This is a genomic window from Streptococcus raffinosi (genome assembly GCF_030284685.1).
GTDB lineage: Bacteria > Bacillota > Bacilli > Lactobacillales > Streptococcaceae > Streptococcus > Streptococcus raffinosi.
Genome location: NZ_JASUZV010000002.1, coordinates 42,739 through 62,262, shown reverse-complemented (window position 1 = coordinate 62,262; position 19,524 = coordinate 42,739). Strand labels below are relative to the sequence as shown.

Below are 19,524 nucleotides of genomic sequence, written 5' to 3'. Positions count from 1 at the left end.
AATAAAAGCGTCTAGCCCCCCAGCTAGACTTTTTTTCTTTTCCAAACTTTTGCTATAATAGAATCATACCTATTGAAAGGAACTCACAAAATGACTATAGATCAGCAACTTCTTTGCTATAAACGTCTCCCAAACTGGACAGCCACTACTCTTCCAGAAATGGTGACTCAAAAACATAATACAAAGGTAGGAACATGGGCTAAACTGACCATCCTGTCTGGGGCTCTTCATTTTTACGAATTAGATGAAGAAGGACAGGTTACTGCGGAACATCTCTTCACACCTGAAACAGATATTCCTTTTGTAGAACCTCAGGCTTGGCACCGCATCGCTGCTGCTTCAGAGGATTTAGAATGCTATCTGTCTTTTTATTGCAAACCTGAGGATTATATGGCTAAAAAGTATGACAGCAAGGCTCACTCTGAGGTTCTTGAGGCAGTTCAATCTGGCTATATCAAACCTGGTCGTACTCTAGACCTCGGTTGTGGTCATGGTCGTAACGCTCTTTACTTAGCATCACTTGGACATGATGTTACTGCTGTTGACATTAACAATGAAGCTACCCAACGTATCCAGATGATTGCGGATGAGGAAAATTACAATGTTAGAGCTGGTTACTACGATATCAACCTCGCTGCTCTTCCAGAATCAGAAACCTTTGACTTTATTCTCTCAACAGTGGTCTTCATGTTCCTTGATCCTGACCAAATTCCAGCTATCATCAAAAACATGCAAGAGCGAACTGTTCTTGGCGGTTACAATTTGATTGTCTGTGCCATGAATACTGAGGAGCACCCTTGTACCATGCCTTTCCCATTTACCTTTGAAGAAGGCGAATTGAAAAACTACTATAGCGACTGGGAGCTTGTCAAATACAATGAAAATATTGGTCACCTTCACCGCTTAGATGAATATGGTAATCCAATTGCCCTTCAATTTGCGACTATGTTGGCTAAAAAGGTTAAATAACACACTACTTAGAAAAGTGAATATCAAAGATATGTAACTCTAACTAGGCAGGTGGTACTTAGAGTTTTCTCATCTTGACTTTCTTCACACTAAAAAACTAGGTTTCCAATTGGAAATCTAGTTTTTTAGTTGCTGACAATATCGGCGTATGCTGATTTGAGATTTTCATTTCCTGTTTCTTTGACGTAGTAAATGCTACCATTAGTAGTTGATGAATACAGAACAACTGGTGTTCCATCTCTTTTTATGGAGAAGAAATAACGGTGAACGGTCGTCCCCTGCCAACGCTCATATACTGAAACAATAGTGTACTCAGAACTGCTATTCCCATTTGCAGCATAGGTTGCGTCCACAACCTGATCACGGTCTGACCCCCAATGGATAGGAATAGTGGAGGCTTCTTTGGTAATTTCCTGATAACCAGGTTGATTCATCTGGTTACCCCAAGAAACCATTAAATTAGCAAGACGACTTCCTTTATCATTGGTCCAACGTGGATTTTCACTCGCCGAAGCACTAGAATTGTCACTTGATATTCCCGTTGATGCGAAAAGCGTGCTAGCCATTGTAGAAGGTCCCTCAGACTGTTGATGTGTTGTCCCTGAAATCAGACTAATTCCTATGGCAACGACAATTGCTAATAGAGAGCCCAGAAGAATATAGATATAATTGTAATTTTTCGAGACTTCAATAAGTCCAGATTGATAGGCTAATTGGATCTCATCAGGTTTTGGCTTACGTCCCTGAACTTGCTCAAAACGGCTTATCCATTCTGCTTCTGACAGCTTTCGCATGATTTTCCTCTTCTCTTTATCATTTCACCTTTCATCCTATCATAGAATGCCTTTGATGACAATAGTGTTAAGGATATGAAACTTGCTGTTAACAAGACGATTAAGGATTTAGAAGAGCGAACAGATTCAGACAAAAGAGGAAAATCAAAACACCCATGACTAGTAGGATACTAATCTTATAGCCTAGTGGATTCCTAGGATTTAAACCGGTCCCAAGGCCAATCCTACGGAGGACAAATAAGGGTTCTGAAGGAGACTGATTAAGGCTGTAGCCTAAGAGGTACCTTAAATAAAGCAGGAAGCAGAAACTCAGCCCCGGAAAAACGACCAGAGGAAGCACTAGCCCCTGTGACCACCAAATCATGATTGTAAGAATGATTTGTAACAAAAAGAGAACCCAAAAGAAACCATAAATGCGTGTTTGTTTTTTCATTGATTATCACCTCTCAATCTAAGATAATTATACTCCTCCAAGTTGTTCTTAACAATCCCATAACTCGCCTGACATCTTATTTTCTGCTACAATAGATAAGAAAAATCCAAAGAAGGAAACTGTACACATGAAATTAATTTCTTGGAATATTGATTCCCTAAATGCCGCTCTTACTAGTGATTCTGCACGCGCTCAATTATCACGCGCAGTCATCGATACCTTGGTCGCTGAAAATGCAGACATCATTGCTATTCAAGAGACAAAATTATCTGCTAAAGGTCCTACCAAAAAGCATCTGCAAATCTTGGAAGACTACTTTCCTGACTATGACAATACTTGGCGTTCATCTGTTGAACCCGCCCGTAAAGGTTATGCTGGAACCATGTTCTTGTATAAAAAAGAATTGACACCAGTCATTACTTATCCTGAAATTGGGGCGCCTTCAACTATGGACTGTGAAGGGCGCATCATCACTCTCGAATTTGACAATTTCTTTGTGACACAGGTCTACACACCAAACGCTGGCGATGGCCTCAAACGTCTGCTTGAACGTCAAATCTGGGATGAAAAATATGCGGATTACCTAGCTGAATTGGACGCCCAGAAACCAGTCCTTGCGACTGGCGACTATAATGTTGCCCACAAGGAAATCGACTTGGCCAATCCTTCAAGTAATCGTCGTTCACCAGGATTTACAGATGAAGAACGTGCTGGCTTCACCAACCTCCTTGCCAAAGGTTTCACAGATACCTACCGTCACCTCAATGGCGACGTTACAGGAGCCTATACATGGTGGGCCCAACGTAGCAAAACATCTAAAATCAACAATACAGGCTGGAGAATCGACTACTGGTTAACTTCAAACCGTATTGCCAATAAGGTCACAAAATCAGACATGATTGACTCTGGTGATCGCCAAGACCACACACCTATTGTCTTAGAGATTGACTTATAAAATAACTCTAGACCTAAATCCCTAAAAAGAGTAGAACTACTACTCTTTTACTATGCCCAATTAAGGAGAACTAATGAAAACTAAACTGAATACCACTCAAAAACTCGTTCTGTCAGCTATTATCATGGCTCTTTACATCGCTATTCTCTTTGTGTCACAAGCCATTTCCTTTGGTGCTGTCCAAATGCGTCTGGCCACTGCTCTATATGGATTAACCTATATTTTCCCATTTTTGGTTGTTCCCCTCAGTCTCGCTAATGCTATTGCTAACTCATTTGGTGGTCTAGGATTGATTGATGTTGTCGGGGGATTCTTTGCCAGCTTTCTAGCAACTGGTAGCATCTATCTCATCCGTAAAGCTAAGCTGTCTAGCTGGTTTATCATTCTCCCAATCCTACTCATTCCATCCTTAGTGGTGCCAATCTGGCTTAGTGCCTTGCTCAAACTTCCTTATCTTGCTCTCGTTTTCAATCTCCTCCTAGGACAATTAGTACCGTCAATCTTGGGAGCTGTCCTTGTAAGAGAGTTATCCAAACGTGGATACAAAGACTAACAAAAATATCTCTGCAATGTGCAGAGATATTTTTGTTTAGTAATGATATGCTCTTTCGTAAGCTTCTTTTGGTGTGAGTTTGTCGCCAAAGATAAGTAAACGGTAGTTAACATTAGTTGGGTCTTTTTGATAGTCATCAACCCAATCTTGGTCCATTTCGAGATAAAGATTATAGGTTCCCAAGTCAGTTGTAACAGTGCCTACCTCATAAAAATTTTTGTAACGCTTTTGGTTATCCGATTTTTTCAATTTTTCATACTTATAATAGGTTCTGCCAAAGTCCATGAATTGGAATTCTTTTTTAGCCTTTCCAGAACCCGTTGTTACCTTAATTGTCCCCTTGTTATTGGCTAGGTGTAAATCATAGATATAGTCGCCATGATTATTTTCATAGAAAAAACCTGAGGTTTTACTCTCATTACCAGATAAAATCTCAGTATTTACAAACTTAGCAGCCTGCCAAGACAGAGGCACACCTTCATACTCACCATCATCCTGCAATCCTAGAAGTGACCAATAATAGCCAACATAAAAGGTATTGGACTTATTACGATCTGTCACCAATTCACCCACCATCTTAAGGTTTTCAGCACCGAGTCGGTAAGGGTTAGAAAGGTAACCAAAGACTGGGAAAAAATAAATGACAACCGTAAAGGTCAAGAGGGTCTTCATATTAATCTTATTGACTGCCCAGAAGAAATAAGCAGCTGAGAACAAGAGAGCGTAAGCAGCACCGTAGCTAAACTTATGGGCGTGAGCAATCAAGAGCAGAATGAAGAAAATAGGTTGGATAGGACGAATCTTGTGGTAGATGATAGAGAAAACATCCTCCTTGTCTTCCTCCGATTTGAAAATCAAAGACAAGACAATGGTCAAGAGAACAAAGAAAGCACCAAAACCGAAACCAACATCATTGGGACGGAAGAAATAAGCCAAAATGGACATATCCATCACCAAAAGCCAAACGGAAGCGAATTTGATTATGTTACTACCAAATTTTTCAGCTGTTTGACTAGGAGCCTTCAGAGGTACCTCAAAAGCCCTTGCAAGAGCTCTCTCTTTGGCCAAACGTTCAGCTTCTATTGCCACCTTCATTTCCCTCGTACGGCGCTCCTTCTGAAAATAATGAGCAATCTTAGTCGGTTCGTCCTGCCGTGACTTAGTGATACTTATAAAAAGCAAATATTGCATGGCAAAGATAAGGGCTGTGTTCCCACCATATTCCAAGAAAGAACCATTCCAAATACTAGAGACAACCGCAAAGACAATATAGCCTCCAATCGACACTAAAATAGTGAGAAGCAGGTGAATCCAACGAAAACGGTAGGTGTACTTATCCGTTATATCCCGTCCTAAAAAACTGTCACGTGGGTAAAGATACCAAATGACGAAAATAAGTTCAATAGCCTGAACGGCTGTTAGAAAACCAACATAATTGAAACCAAAAATAGCCGCAACAACATTGATAAGATAGGAAATAATGGCCAAAACTCGCAGGCTGGTGCGCTTAGACAATAGTCCGATACTCATCAGGGTAATGGTTGAAAAGGCAGAAAATCCAGCGCCCATCTTATCATCAAAGATAAACACATTGACAAAGGCAAAAATCAAAATCCCCAAGAGAGTCATAACCTGTCTTTGCATTTCTTTTTTCTTTTCTTTCATACTTTCCCTCCTTATGAAAATGATAGCGTTTCCACAAATCTATTTTAACACAAATAGAATCTCCTTGTCCTAAACAAAAAGGCTTTCAGTCGCCTGAAAACCTTTTTCACTTGTTATCTATTGTTTCAATCTTTAGAAAAACGAAATCTCCATCAAAACGTTGGATATACTTTTGGAAACCCAATAAACTAAAGGTTTCAATCTCATAGCGAACCTTGTCAACACCGTCATTAGTCGTCTCTTCAAGAAGATTTAGTTTGGGAATATCAGACTCCAAGACATCACGGTAGAGACCCGTATATTCAAAAGTAATGCGAACCCATTCATTTCCCGAAAGCATTGAGAAAGCCTGATAGCGCACTTGCTCGTCTGTAATCAAACGATCCTCTTGCTCTGGACTAAGCGTGAATGCGACCTTATTTTCCGATTTATGAATAGTCTGGAAACGATCCACACGGAAATAACGGATTTCAGAGAACTGATAATCACAGGTAAAGTTATCATCCAATTTATAGGAAATACAGTAAAAATAGTGGTTGTCGAAGATAACAGAAATCGGAAAGACCTTATATTCCTCCACTTTTTCTCCAGGTTTACGATAACTGAAAGCCAAGGGCCGTTGGTCCACAATGGCATCAAAAATCGCTGAAATAGCTGGTAAGAGTGACTTATCTTGATTTTGATAAATCTTCAATTCTTGATAACTATCTAGCTCTAACTCAGTCAATTGCTTGATACGTCTGCGTTCCTTGTCATCTACAGCCCTCTCAACAAAGATGTTAATAATTTCTGATACCTCATCTTTTCGAAGGGCACGACTCTCCAAAAGAATTTTAGACAAGATAACTGCTTGATTATATTTCAGATTACCATATCCTTGCTCATATTGGGCATGGTAGGAACCATATTTCCTAGAATATTTTACTTTCATATTAGGACGTAGCTCTGACAAATTGTCCTTAAGTTCGCTAACATCCTCTTTAAGTGTACGCTCGCTAATGCCAAAGCGAGCCAGATAGTCCGTTTTTGAAATGTCATTTCCCTTTTCCAATTCGGACATAAAATACAAGAGACGTTTGGTTTTTGATGCTGTCATTATAAAATCCCCCTTTATAATTGAATCTCTTATTACTAAAAAAATTGCTGTCTAATGAATAATTATTTCATTATCATAAGTCCCTCACCAAGAGTAACGAGAAGCAGAATTATAACTCAGATAATAATCCTTCTTCTCCTCATTGTACTCAAAAGATAGTCTTAAAAATTTTGCTTTCTCAATTGAGCTATTCTGATCAGTATAATCAAGATCAACTGTCTTATGCATAGCTCCTGAAGAATGCAGACTTATGCACCTCTGAGCACTGTCTGCCTGAGGGTGTTCCCTCACTACCTCAGACAAGGGTGTTGCTGGCCCAAAAATTTCTTGGTCTTTAGTACGTAACCGATTAAGCTGTTCTTTTGTCCAGTCACTACTATAATTATCAACTACCGTGACGCCATCAGGTGGATAAGTCGCTGTTCCACCATCATAAACATATTGACCTTCTTTATTTTTGACAAAAGTGAGATCAATATACTCTTTTTCATCTCCCCGGCTATATTCTACCTTTAAACCACTGGACTCCAGCTCGACATATTTTGCCTTACCGTGGCGTTAAAAATTGAGCGCAGGGTATCTTTCTTAGGCTTCAAATTCTCAAAATCTTCCTCAGTCCAGTTATAAGCCGCAGACACATCTTCGTAATCCTGAGGATTATCACTATCAGCTTTATTCTCCGACTGAGATGCCTACTGAATCACCCTGTATTTTTTCATGGTTTCTCGATAAATAGAACCGCCCAAAGTGGCAATGAATGTTAGTCCAATCAATGCAAGAACAATGGACGCCCAGAGAAACCTTCTCAGTTTTAGCCCTAGCCTGAGGATAATGATAGAAAGCACGAAGCAGGCAATAATCACAGCTAAATACAAGATTACTGGCTGATGCTTTCAAGATAAAATAGCTGATACCAAGCTTACGAGTAAAAGTATCATTGGAGAAACAAAAGTGAGAAAGACATACCGCTTTTCAGCTTTTTCCTCCTGAAAAGCAGACTCGAACTCAGGTCCTTTGTCACTAAAAGCCGACTCAAAAGAATTCTCACTCTTTATTATGTCATTATCATTGAAATGACTGTCCTTTTCCTTATTAAGCTTCTCACCCCTCCCCAAGATACACTCCAGAAAAATTTACTGGTTTTTACTATTGTAACAAATGAAAACGTTATTTTCTATAGAAATACTAAAAAAGCAACCTGAAGCAGGTTGCTTTAGAAGGTAGACAGACGATTTAAATGTGTCAAAAACTAAGAAGGCGACACATGATTTGCAATAAATCCTTGCTTTACAATCGAAGTTAGCATAAACCGAAATTCTGTCTGTCATTTAATCATTTTCAATTTTTTCAGCTTCGCTACTGAATTTTTGTGCGATGGCTTCGAGAGCCAATTCATCGGTGTCAGGAAGCGTGATGGCATCGTCAGAGATTTCATCAATATTTGCATAGAATTCAATGTGATTCTTAAGATTTTGCAGATGAATAGGGGCGTCTCCACCATATTCTCCATCGAGATTAATCATCATACGATCTTCACCTAAGGGCTCGATATCTAGCGAACTGGTTTTGATATAAGCAACTCTCTTATCATAGATGTGTTTTCCACCTTGAAGAACCTGTCGAATAAGGTCAACCAGCTCAAAAAGGTTGGCTGTTTTAACCATGATTAGGGTAAATTTACCATCATCCAGTTTAGCATCCGGAGCAATCGTTTCAAAACCACCGACCGAATTGGTCAGGGCAACGAAAATCATAGAAATGCCACCTTCAAAGACGCCCTCATCATGTGTAATGCGAACTGGAACCTTCTTAACTTGAGGCAACAGCTCAGCTCCTTTAACCAGATAAGCCAAGTAACCAAGGACCGTCTTCAATCGACTAGGCACACTATAGGTTAATTCGGTAAAGGAACCTGCAGCCGCAATGTTGATGAAGTATTTATCATCATAGGCACGACCAATGTCCATCTGCAGGGTTTGTTTTTTGGCAATGACTTTGGCTGCTTCAACAGGATTCCCTCTTGGAATCTTCAAAGCACGCGCAAAGTCATTCGTTGTTCCTGTTGGAATCACTGCCATTTGTGGGCGCATTTTGAGCGGAGCAATCCCAGAAACCACTTCGTTAATCGTTCCATCACCACCGGCAGCAATAACCAAGTCGAAACCTGCTTTAGCGGCACGAGTGGCCTCATTTTTGGCTGAGTTTTCATCTGGTGTTGTTTGAAAAGCTGACGTTTCAAAACCAGCACCTTCCAAAATATCCAATACCTCAGCAACATTTTTCTTCATAATTTCTTGCCCAGATGTTGGATTATAAATTAAGCGGGCACGTTTTTGTTTCATATTGAACTCCTATAAATTCAGCAACCAAGCCTCATCCACTACATCAATGCCTAGGCTTTGTGCTTTTTCCAACTTACTTCCAGCATCACTACCTGCAACCACTAAATCTGTTTTCTTAGAGACAGATCCTGTCACCTTGGCACCTAAGGCCTCTAGTTTTGCTTTTGCTTCGCTACGTTTAAGATGTTCCAATTTACCTGTCAAAACGACCGTCTTTCCAGACAAAATGGCATCGTCTGCAACTTTTTGCCCAAGATAGACCATATTAATGCCATAGGATTCTAGTTCTTTCAAAAGAACTTTAACCTCCTCCTTAACGAAATAACGTTGAATAGACTTGGCGATAACCTCCCCTAATCCATCGACAGCTGCAATGGCCTCAACATCAGCGCTTGCCAAATCCTTGATCGTTTCAAAAGCTTCCAGCAACTGCTTACTTACTTTAGCACCGACATGACGAATGCCCAAGCCATAGAGTAATTTCTCAGCAGAGTTTTCTTTTGACGTTTGAATGGCAGCATAAAGTTTCTCGGCAGATTTTTCCTTGAAGCCTTCTAGCTGGAGGAAATCCTGGCTGTTCAATCCATAGATATCAGCCACATCCTTTACCAATTCAGCTTGAAAGAGCTTGTCAACCACTGAAGGTCCCATACCTGCGATGTTCATGGCATCACGGGAGGCAAAATGAATCAGGCCTTCTTTGATCTGAGCAGGACAAGAAGGATTGATACAACGAAGGGCAACTTCATCTTCAAAATGCAAGAGACCACTGCCACAAGATGGACATTGCGTCGGCACTTCCATCGGTTCCTGTGTCGTACGCTTACTTTCTACTACACGGAGTACAGCAGGGATAATATCACCTGCCTTGTAGACAATAACAGTATCACCAATGCGAATATCTTTTTCAGCAATATAATCCACATTGTGAAGGGTGGCTCGGCTAACTGTGGTCCCTGCCAATTGTACCGGCGTCAAATTAGCCGTCGGCGTTACTACACCCGTACGACCCACTTGCCAGTCCACTGAGAGAAGCTCTGCTTCCTTCTCCTCAGCCGGAAATTTATAAGCAATAGCCCAACGTGGTGCTTTAACTGTAAAGCCTAGTTCTTCTTGCATGGCCAAACTATTGACCTTAATGACAACACCATCAATGTCGTAGGCCAAGTGGTCACGATCCTGACCGACAGCTTGAATAAAGTCCCAAATCTCATCCATCGATGAAGTGACAATACGACGTGGATTGACTGAAAAACCAAGTTCTGTTACCTCATTCAAGACATCATTTTGCGTCAAGCGTTCCGTCGGACTGGCTTCCTGATAAAGGAAAGTCGCCAAACGACGCTCAGCCACCACTTTAGTATCCAATTGACGAAGGGTTCCTGCAGCAGCGTTACGAGGATTGGCAAATTCTGCCTCACCATTTTCTTGGCGTTGGGTATTGATGCGTTCAAATTCAGCACGTGGCAAATAACATTCCCCACGCACAGTAATATTAAGCGGTTGATCCAACTTCAGTGGAATATCTGAGATACGCTTGACATTTTCAGTGATATTTTCACCAACTGAACCATCACCACGTGTCGCACCGACTTGTAGAATACCATTCACATAGGTCAACGAGATAGAAAGACCATCGATTTTGAGTTCAGCCATATAATCAGCATTAGGAAATTCGTCCTTAACTCTCTTATCAAAGGTATCCAGTTCTTCTCGAGAAAAAGCATCCTGCAAACTATAAAGGGGATACTCATGTTGGTATTTCTCAAAACCATCAAGGACCAAACCTCCCACACGATGAGTCGGACTATCTGCTTGAACAAGCTCGGGGTGCTCAGCCTCTAAAGCTACAAGTTCACGATAGAGCTTATCATACTCGGCATCTGATACCGAGGGATCATCTTCAGTATAATACTCTTTTGCATACTGGTTAAGTTTGGCAACCAGCTCTTTCATTCGTTTTTCCATAGGAACATTTTATCATAAAAGCAACAAAAAACGCCTTTACAGACGTTAATTTAGGAAACAAAATCAATCACTTTGGCTAATTTTTTGATAAGAATGGCACCGACCAAGAGTGAAGCCAATTCTCCCATAGCTACAGAGAACCAAGTTGCCCAAAACGGAGCATGAGCCACCAAGGTCAACTCAGCAGCAATAGTCACCATGAAGAATGAAAAATAAAGGGCAAAATAGACCTGGGCCTTGTCAAAAAGACCTCCAAAAATATCTTGATTCTTAAAGCGGTCAAAGAAATGGACACCTGAGCCGACAAAAACCAAGGTTGAGAGACTACCAACGACCACATCAATCATGTTAAAACTAAAGAAGTTGGCAATCAAACATCCCAAGGTCACAGCAATGATATACTTGCGATTATAAAATCCCAAAAGATTAAACATTTCTGCAATTCGAAACTGGTATGGACCATACGAAATCAGATTAAAAGGTGGCACAATGGTCAAGACCACATAAAGTGCTGCCACAATAGCAATATGAGTTAAATCACGAATAGTTTGATTTTTCATTTTTTCCTCTACAATCTCTCTATTTTTTTCTTTGACAAGAACTCATTCCCGCCAAAAGAGCCTGGACCTCGCCAAGCTCTCTTTAGCATCTAAGAATTGTCCTCGTCTTTTTTGTGTTTTGTGCTACCATTACCATCTCCTGAAAAACTATGAATAATGGTAAGCACATCTCCTCTTCGGCTGTGTAGTTCACCTTGTTTAAGTTCCTGATAGGTTGCGTTAAAAATAGCCCCCAGAATCAAAATCCTTGCTAAAAAGATAAACCAAAGCATGAAGACGAAGATCATAATTGACCCGAATAACTTGATATCAACCAATCGACTCAGCGTACGAATCACATAGGTCCCAAACAAATTGCTCAAATACCCAATCACCAAGGTTGTAAAAATAGTCCCCGGCATGATATAACGAATTTTTCGAATCTTCACATTCGGAAGAATAAAATAAAGTACCATGACTCCCAGAAATACCACTGCAACGCTCAAGGGCTGAATACTATTCAAAATCAGTTGAGTCAGGTCAGACCCAATAGGATAGGTCTGATTGATGACTCGGAGGACCGACTGAACAATTGTAGATAACATAAGCGCAAAGGTCAACAAAAACAAGATAACCAAACTCAAGAGTCCACCGATAATATGACTGATAAAGACGTCTCGGTGTTCTGAGGCACCATATACCTTATTAATGGCCTTTTGAAGTGATGATAAGGACTTAATCATGGTCCAAAATCCTGTCAAAGAGGCTACTCCCAATAATTGTCCAGAAGGTGTGGAGAAGACATCCTTGACAACATTGGCTGCAGGAGCATAAAACTGCTTGGGAAGATGCTCACTCATAAAATTCAAGAGATCAGTGGTATCAATATTCAGATAGGGAAAGACATTGGCTGCAATGACAATGAGCGGAAAGACCGTCAAAATCAAATAATAAGCCACGGCAATGGTAGAAATATCTACCTCTGCACTACGATAATGTCTAAGGTAGACCTGCAAAGGTCGCCATTGAAGCCTATCTAGGAGACGGGCCATTATGCCTTGTCGTTTCATACTAATAAGTTCTTTCTTGGCCTTGAGAAGTCAAAATGACTGGACCATCTTTGGTAATCACAAATTGGTGTTCGTATTGGCAGGAAAGACCGCCATCAAGCGTTTTATGTGCCCAACCCGTTTTAAGGTCTGTATCAATTTCCCAAGTTCCTGTGTTAATCATTGGCTCGATGGTCAAGACCATTCCTTCTTTAAGGCGGAGACCACGTCCAGCTACCCCATAATTAGGAACCATTGGTTCTTCGTGCATTGTTGGTCCAACACCATGTCCAACCAAATCACGAACAACCCCGTAACCACGACTTTCAGCATATTCTTGAATAGCTGCACCGATATCACCGATACGGTTACCAACTACCGCTTGTTCAATACCAAGGTACATAGCCTCACGAGTTACTTCCATAAGGTTTTTAACTTCATCAGAAGGTGTCCCAATCGCATAAGCCCAACATGAGTCAGCCAAACCACCAGTGTAAGATTCTGTGTATTTTTTAACTTGAGCAACATTGTCAAAGTTCAATTTTGATACATCAAGAATGGATTTGTCAAGAGGTTCTGACAAGACCATATCAACTTTCAAAAGGTCGCCATCTTTCAAAGTATAGTGACGTGGAAAGGCGTGTGCTACTTCATCATTAAGGGAACAACAAGTAGCATAAGGATAATCCATAACGCTTCCTTCAACTCCAATTTGAAGAGGAAGAACATTTTCTTCTTTACAGCGACGACGCACATACTCTTCTACTTCCCACATATCCACTCCTGGTTTCAAGAGGTCACGTAGACCAATGTGGATGCTGGCAAGAAAATCTCCTGCCTTATCCATTGCTTCAATTTCACGTGCTGATTTTAATGTAATCATTGTTTTCTCCGTTTTCTTTATATCTTTTATTTTTTATTCATTACTATGTTTTCTTAACCACAACAACTGATTTGCAGACGGTATGATTCCCATGAGTAACCATAAGGTCCAGATGGGCTCTACGTCTGGTCTCAGCAATAATACTCGGGGTAATCGTTACCTTATCATCAATCTGAGCCGCTTGAAGAAAGTAAAACATCATCTCTTCAATCACTAAGCCCTTCTGCGCCTGTTTTTCCATGATTCGATAAACTACTTCCTTAACCAACTCCGCAAGAACACCTTGGGTAAGGTTACCAGAATTATCAATCATGGTTGGTTCCACCTCAAAGTTAAAGGCATGCTTGTCTTGGTTCAGATTAGCTATCATTTGATCGCTAAAGGTGTGCAAATCGCCACGATTATTGTCTTGAAGTTCCTCTAAAACCTGTCGACGGGTGATCGTCCCTAGATAATGTTTTTCGTCATCCACAACAGGAATCATATCATAGTCTTCGAAAATCATCTTTTGAGCCACGGTCGCTAAACTAGTCTCAAGTCTGGTAACCGTAGGTTTTGTCATAATAGCTTTAAGCATGGTCGTTGGATGCTGGTTAGCCACATCACGCATGGTCACAATTCCAACAACCTGATTGTCATCAGACACAATCGGGAAACGAACGAGATTAGTCCGCTTAACCACATTCTGATAATCCCTAACAGTCATTTCAGGAGTCATGTAAGTGTAATCTTCTCGTCTTGTATAAACCTGAGCAACTGGCTTGATATCTGTTTTAATCCGTACATTTGACAGGGCCTGGTTAATCATCGTTGCCACAGTAAAGGTATCATAGGTTGTAACCATGACTGGAAATTGTCTCAAACGAGAAAGTTCCTTAACCCGCTCAGAAACCTGAAATCCCCCTGTTACTAGGATAGCATTATTGTGCTCGAGGGCTAATAATTGAATATCTTCACGGTCCCCAACAATAAGCAAATCTCCCTTTGTTAAATAACGCGTGATATTCTCAATAGTCATGGCACCAATGTAAAATTTACTGAAAACACGGTCCAAACCTTCGTGACCAGAAATAACTTCAGACTCTGTAATCTCAGCAATCTCTGCAAAAGTTAACTTGTCAAGACGTACTTGAACTTTCTTTTCAATTCGAACAGTACCGCTACGAGGCCGAGTCTCTACCAATCCTCGATTTTCAGCCTCTTTAATGGCTCGGTAGGCTGTTCCATCAGACACCTGCAAGTGGTTAGAAATACTACGTACACTGACACGCTTACCGATAGGCAGAGCCTCTAAATAATCTAGAATTTCTTGATGTTTACTCACTATTCTCCTCCTTCTCAAAGCGGAGATAATCACGCATGGCACGGGTGTATCTATCGGCTCCTTTAAAGCGAGACACGAGTTTAAAACCAGACTTTTCTGCCACACGAATAGATGCTTTATTTTCCAAATGGGCTATAAGAACGATACGTTCCATTCCCATAGCTGATAAGGCTAAATCCGTTAGACAAGTGACTGCCTCCGTCATTAGACCTCGTTCCCAGAAAGAGGCATTCAAAAAATAACCAAGTTCGGCAGTCCTTTTCTGGACATCTATCTTTTCAAAACGAATAACACCAATCATCTTACTCGACTCTTTATCCAAAATGGCCCAAACACCCAAAGGTTCTTTCATGAAATAATGGACCAAAAGGCAATCCGTCTCCAGCTGAGTTTTGGTTGATGGAAAGAAAAAGCGTAGATTCTGTGGATTTGACACTATTTCGTGCAAGTCAAATCGATCTGAAAAGATGAGTGGCCTAAAAGAAAGGCGTTCTGACTCAATGAAGGCAAAAGCCCCCAGACTAGTCCATATATCCATGAAAGTATTATAACACAGTTTTAAGAATGGAAAAAGGCTCAACCACAAGGGATTGAACCTTAGACTTAATCTTCGATCAAAGTAATATCTGCACCCAGATCAGAAAGTTTTTCGATGATATTTGAATACCCACGAAGGATATACTCAATATTCGTGATTTCAGTCTGACCGTCCGCCATTAGGCCTGCTGTAACAAGTGCTGCACCTGCACGCAAATCACTCGCCTTGACTTGGGCACCAGAAAATTGTGTCGGACCATTATAAACAATTTGACCACCAAGCACCTGAATATCTGCTCCCATACGAGCAAGTTCAGGAACGTGATTCACACGCTTTTCATAAATGGTATCAATGATTTTTCCTCGGCCCCCCGCTTTCAACAATAAGGGAGTCATGGGTTGTTGTAAATCAGTCGCAAAGCCTGGATAAGGTGATGTCTTAATATCCACTGGTTTTAAATCAAATTGTTCTTCGACAAAGATAGAATCCTCTTCAACTGTCATGCGAACACCCATTGACTCAAGCTTAGCAATGAAACTCTCGAGATGCTCATAAAGAACATTTTTAATCTTAATTCCCTTACCAATTGCTGCTGCCATAGCAATGTATGAACCTGCTTCGATGCGGTCTGGAATAACTTGGTGGCGAGTACCGTGCAAGCTATCAACGCCATCAATCGTGATAACCTCAGTACCAGCACCACGGACATGTGCTCCCATATTATTGAGTAAGGTAGCTACGTCAATAATCTCAGGTTCACGCGCTGCATTTTCAATAACAGTACGTCCTTGAGCCTTAGACGCAGCCAACATAGTATTAATGGTCGCTCCGACACTCACGGTGTCCATATAGATATGAGCTCCTCTAATACGTTGACCTGCCTCAGTGGCAATACGCATAGACTCGGCTTCATAGGAAATCGTAGCGCCCATAGCTTCAAAAGCCTTTAGGTGAAGGTCGATAGGACGTGGACCTAAATCACATCCTCCAGGAAGTCCCACTGTAGCTTGACCATAACGACCAATCAAGCTGCCATAGAAATAATAAGAAGCACGGAGTCTACTAATCTTACCAAATGGCATCGGCATATCTTTAACGCCTCGAGGGTCAATTTCAAGCGTTTCGCCATCACGCTTAACCGAACCACCCATTAGCTCAATAATTTCAATTAGATTATCGACATCACTAATCGCTGGAACACCGTCCAAAGTCACTACCCCATCCGATAAAATGATGGCCGGGATTAAAGCAACAACCGAATTTTTAGCCCCAGATACTGTAACTTCTCCTTGAAGTTTCTTACCCCCATTGATAATAATTTTACGCATACTGTTCAATCTTTCTTATACTGGAATATTAGCCTTTTAATTCTACCATAGATTGAGGGGCATGACAAATTAAGAAGCTAAACAATTATCGGACAGTTTCACTTGATAGTTTGAACCATCCCTTAAACCGTATAGCACCATCCTGGTCTGTTCGTAAAACTCTAATGTTTCGGTCCTTAAAACGCTCTAGTGTTTCCTCATTAGGATGCTTATAGCGATTATGTTCGCCAGCTGAAATAAGAGCGATTGAGGGCTGTATCTGGTTCAAAAACATTTCAGACGAAGACCCTTTTGAACCGTGGTGTCCAGCCTTAAGCACACTTACTTTTAAATTAGGATAGCTATCTATCAACGCCTTCTCACCCTCTTTTTCCAAATCACCTGTAAAAAGAAAGCTAGTCCCTAATAATTTTCCATAGAGGACAATGGAGTCATTATTGCCACCATCACCGACTTTTTGAGGATACAGAACCTGTAAATGATTTCCCATTATGGGCAATTTATCACCAGCCTTTAGAGGACGGACTGGCCGCTTCAGTTCCTGAAGGCGTTTAACAAAACTATTCTTAGTCAAGGCTCCCTGACTGACACAAATTTCCTTAATCTTAAACCGCTTAACCACTTCCTCCAAATCGCCAATATGATCTGTATCCGTATGAGTAAGAACCAAATGATCGATACTAGACACTCCTCTAGCCTGCAGGTAGGGAATCAAGGTTTTCTCGGCATTGCTCGTCTGGCTCCCCTCTTGCCATTTTTCCTTAGAGCCAAAAGTCACCTTACCACCTACATCAATCAGGACTGTCTCACCTTTTACACTTCTCAGAAAAATACTATCTCCCTGACCAACATCTACCACAGTTACCTCATTAGTCAAGGGATGTTTGACCCAAATCATCAAAAGACTAAAAGCGATTAAAAGACAAATCCTTATCTGAGGCTTTTTCCAAAAATCAGAGAGAAAAATTAAGACGGCTATCATCAAGCCGAACTGAAAGAGACTGGGTTTTCCTAAAACCAATGGCTGACCAAGCCAAGATTGTATCCAAATTAAAAGGGATTCCATCCATTCAAAAAGCGGATTGAGCTGAGTCAGGACAAGAAAACCCGAGAGTGCAAAGAAAACCGTCAAGACAGGTAAGAGAAAGCTATCAAAAAGTATGGAGAATAGGGCTGTCAAGACTAAACTAAGGGGTTGAAAGGTCCCGTAATAGTAAGTTAGAAATGGCAAGATTCCTAGACTCAATACTAGACTTGTATAGATGGACTTCTTCAGAGAGGACAACTCCTCAAAATCAAATAAGCACAACAAGAAAGCGTAAGAACAACTTAATATACCTCCCACTGTTAAAAGAAAATGGGGTAAGAAGAGAAATAAAAGAAGTAGAGTCATTCCCATATTATCAAGCTTTTTAAAACCTAACTCAGCCAAAAGACTTTGTATTAAGGACCTTAGTACCGAAGCTGTCCATCCTGTCATTAGCCCATAAAAAAGTGAAAATGGCACTAAGATGATAAAAAGATAGTCTTTAGGAAGGCCAAGACGTAAAAGACCATAGCGAAACCATCCTAGGAAAAAGCCCACCTGCATGCCTGAAAGTGCAAAAAGATGAATAATCCCCAAGCTAGTATAGAGCTGGCTCTGCTCGTCAAACTCTTTGTCCAAATACCCAAAGAGTAGGCCTGTCATATAGTGTCTCATCGGATTAGGAAAATGTGTCTGAATATGAACCAGGGCCTTCCTTCGCAGTTGATGAAAAAAGGTTAGTGGAGAAATGGATTTTAGGGGCGCCACACTGTCCAAGCGCTCCATCTTAGCAATACGATAAATACCCTGACTAGCTAGGTAAGACTGATAATTAAACCCTTGAAAATTACGCTGACCCGTTGCTGGTGATAACTTAATTTTCCCCCTTAAGACAGGTGTCCGACAAACTGTCTTAAAGTAATGTTGCTCCCTTTCTGACTTAAGTCGGTAAAAAATCTGATAGGTTTGCCCCTTTGTCTTACCAACGGCTGATAATTGCTCACCATTCACCGAGATTGTATCTGCAACCAATACTACCTGTTTGATTTCACTAGGAGCTTGTTTATCTTGTATAGTAGCTCTATGATGCAGGAATAGAAAGTAAGCTAGAAAGAAAGCAGCTATAACGCAAACAAATTTAAGAGATACTGTGTTCTTCCAATGATGCTTAAAGAAGCACAGCAATAGAAAGACAAAAGCCCCAATCGCATAGGGATTAGTGGCAAAAATTGTAAAATAAAGGGCAGCAATCAAAAGAGCCAAGGAAAAAAGATTGACTGGAGCCTTTTTAAGCCACATAAATTGATTCTCTGATTTTTTCTAAAGTTTTATCGCCAATTCCTGAGACATTTTTTAAATCATCTACAGATTGGAAGCCACCATGACTTTCACGATAGGCAATAATGTCTTCTGCTCGTTTGGCACCAATTCCTGAAATGGTTTGTAGTTCCTCTGAAGTCGCAGTATTGAGGTTAATCTTGCCATCTTTTTGACTCGTTTTCCCTCCCTTATCAGAAGCCGCACCTGAGTCAGATTGGCCTACCACTGATACATTTTCGTCCTTGCTCGCCACATAAATGACTTCTTCATCTGACAAACTTGCGGCCAAATTGACACTCTTAGCGTCCGCATCCTCAGTCATTCCTCCAGCTGCCTTGATAGCATCCGTCACCCGAGAACTTGCTTTTAGCGTATACACACCTGGCTTTGTCACCGCCCCCTTGACATCTACAGTTACTTGCTCACGTGGTGTATCTGTTGCCTCAGTCTTTGACTGAGCAGGTCTTTCAGAAAGAGCTTTTGAACTTTTCTGTGAAGACGAGGTTGATAGAGCAGAAATATCTGTGTAAGACGTTTCCGCCTCCATGCTATTTCCAGCGCCACAAGTCAGCCACAGGAAGAGACAAAAAATGACCAAGAGTACACTGATGATCCCCACAAAAAGACGATTGTCTTTGACATAAGCTAGAATTTTTTTCTTCACGCTACTCTCCTTAATTGATATCTTTTCTTTTTATTCGTAAAAATCTAGAAAAAATATCAAAAGGATAAAAAAACTCC

General features: G+C 40.8%; 16 protein-coding genes. 3 read left to right on the top strand and 13 right to left on the bottom strand.

Translation table 11 applies throughout. The features are described 5' to 3' along the window. The first annotated feature begins 90 nt into the window (after window positions 1-90). Window positions 91-969, top strand: coding sequence for an SAM-dependent methyltransferase TehB (tehB, locus tag QRD39_RS01760; protein ID WP_285955446.1), 879 nt, complete (start codon window positions 91-93; stop codon window positions 967-969). A gap of 125 nt (window positions 970-1,094) precedes the next feature. Here tehB and QRD39_RS01755 read toward each other — a convergent pair whose 3' ends face one another. Further along, complete coding sequence (locus QRD39_RS01755) at window positions 1,095-1,763, bottom strand: DUF4767 domain-containing protein (RefSeq protein WP_285955445.1); 669 nt, start codon at window positions 1,761-1,763, stop codon at window positions 1,095-1,097. Between the two features lie 560 nt (window positions 1,764-2,323). Here QRD39_RS01755 and QRD39_RS01750 point away from each other — a divergent pair. Next, entirely contained in the window at window positions 2,324-3,151 is an 828-nt protein-coding gene (locus tag QRD39_RS01750; RefSeq protein WP_285955444.1) for an exodeoxyribonuclease III, read from the top strand. A gap of 73 nt (window positions 3,152-3,224) precedes the next feature. Next, a complete protein-coding gene (locus QRD39_RS01745; RefSeq protein ID WP_285955443.1) occupies window positions 3,225-3,704 on the top strand; it encodes a QueT transporter family protein in 480 nt (159 codons plus the stop codon). Window positions 3,705-3,740: 36 nt separating this feature from the next. Here QRD39_RS01745 and QRD39_RS01740 read toward each other — a convergent pair whose 3' ends face one another. The 12 genes from QRD39_RS01740 to QRD39_RS01685 all read right to left on the bottom strand — a co-directional run bounded on the left by QRD39_RS01740 (window position 3,741) and on the right by QRD39_RS01685 (window position 19,447). Further along, the gene (locus QRD39_RS01740) at window positions 3,741-5,369 is read right to left on the bottom strand and encodes a hypothetical protein (protein ID WP_285955442.1); all 1,629 of its coding nucleotides are present in this window, start codon (window positions 5,367-5,369) and stop codon (window positions 3,741-3,743) included. Between the two features lie 106 nt (window positions 5,370-5,475). Then, window positions 5,476-6,465 (bottom strand): helix-turn-helix transcriptional regulator, encoded by a 990-nt coding sequence (locus tag QRD39_RS01735; RefSeq protein WP_008535290.1) that lies wholly within the window; start codon window positions 6,463-6,465, stop codon window positions 5,476-5,478. Window positions 6,466-7,793: 1,328 nt separating this feature from the next. Next, entirely contained in the window at window positions 7,794-8,807 is a 1,014-nt protein-coding gene (locus QRD39_RS01730) for a diacylglycerol kinase (RefSeq protein ID WP_008535295.1), read from the bottom strand. Window positions 8,808-8,816: 9 nt separating this feature from the next. Then, window positions 8,817-10,775, bottom strand: coding sequence for an NAD-dependent DNA ligase LigA (ligA, locus tag QRD39_RS01725; RefSeq protein ID WP_143567737.1), 1,959 nt, complete (start codon window positions 10,773-10,775; stop codon window positions 8,817-8,819). A 50-nt stretch (window positions 10,776-10,825) separates the two neighbouring features. Next, the gene (locus QRD39_RS01720) at window positions 10,826-11,335 is read right to left on the bottom strand and encodes a QueT transporter family protein (protein ID WP_037612389.1); all 510 of its coding nucleotides are present in this window, start codon (window positions 11,333-11,335) and stop codon (window positions 10,826-10,828) included. An 89-nt stretch (window positions 11,336-11,424) separates the two neighbouring features. Continuing rightward, window positions 11,425-12,384 carry a YihY/virulence factor BrkB family protein gene (locus tag QRD39_RS01715; protein WP_285955441.1) on the bottom strand — a complete coding sequence of 320 codons (960 nt, stop codon included), beginning with the start codon at window positions 12,382-12,384 and terminating at the stop codon, window positions 11,425-11,427. A gap of 1 nt (window position 12,385) precedes the next feature. Continuing rightward, window positions 12,386-13,246: a methionyl aminopeptidase gene (locus QRD39_RS01710; protein ID WP_021146307.1), complete on the bottom strand. Its 861-nt coding sequence runs from the start codon at window positions 13,244-13,246 to the stop codon at window positions 12,386-12,388. A 43-nt stretch (window positions 13,247-13,289) separates the two neighbouring features. Continuing rightward, complete coding sequence (spxR, locus tag QRD39_RS01705; protein ID WP_285955440.1) at window positions 13,290-14,570, bottom strand: CBS-HotDog domain-containing transcription factor SpxR; 1,281 nt, start codon at window positions 14,568-14,570, stop codon at window positions 13,290-13,292. Next, on the bottom strand, window positions 14,563-15,108 hold the full coding sequence (locus QRD39_RS01700) for a GNAT family N-acetyltransferase (RefSeq protein ID WP_285955439.1): 546 nt from the start codon (window positions 15,106-15,108) through the stop codon (window positions 14,563-14,565). The genes spxR and QRD39_RS01700 overlap by 8 nt, the downstream gene beginning before the upstream one ends. A gap of 65 nt (window positions 15,109-15,173) precedes the next feature. After that, window positions 15,174-16,436, bottom strand: a complete 1,263-nt coding sequence (gene murA, locus QRD39_RS01695; protein ID WP_285955438.1) for a UDP-N-acetylglucosamine 1-carboxyvinyltransferase — start codon at window positions 16,434-16,436, stop codon at window positions 15,174-15,176. Window positions 16,437-16,521: 85 nt separating this feature from the next. Then, a complete protein-coding gene (locus QRD39_RS01690; protein WP_285955437.1) occupies window positions 16,522-18,762 on the bottom strand; it encodes a DNA internalization-related competence protein ComEC/Rec2 in 2,241 nt (746 codons plus the stop codon). After that, the gene (locus QRD39_RS01685; protein WP_008535305.1) at window positions 18,752-19,447 is read right to left on the bottom strand and encodes a helix-hairpin-helix domain-containing protein; all 696 of its coding nucleotides are present in this window, start codon (window positions 19,445-19,447) and stop codon (window positions 18,752-18,754) included. Before QRD39_RS01685 ends, QRD39_RS01690 begins: the two co-directional genes overlap by 11 nt. Between the last annotated feature and the right edge of the window lie 77 nt (window positions 19,448-19,524).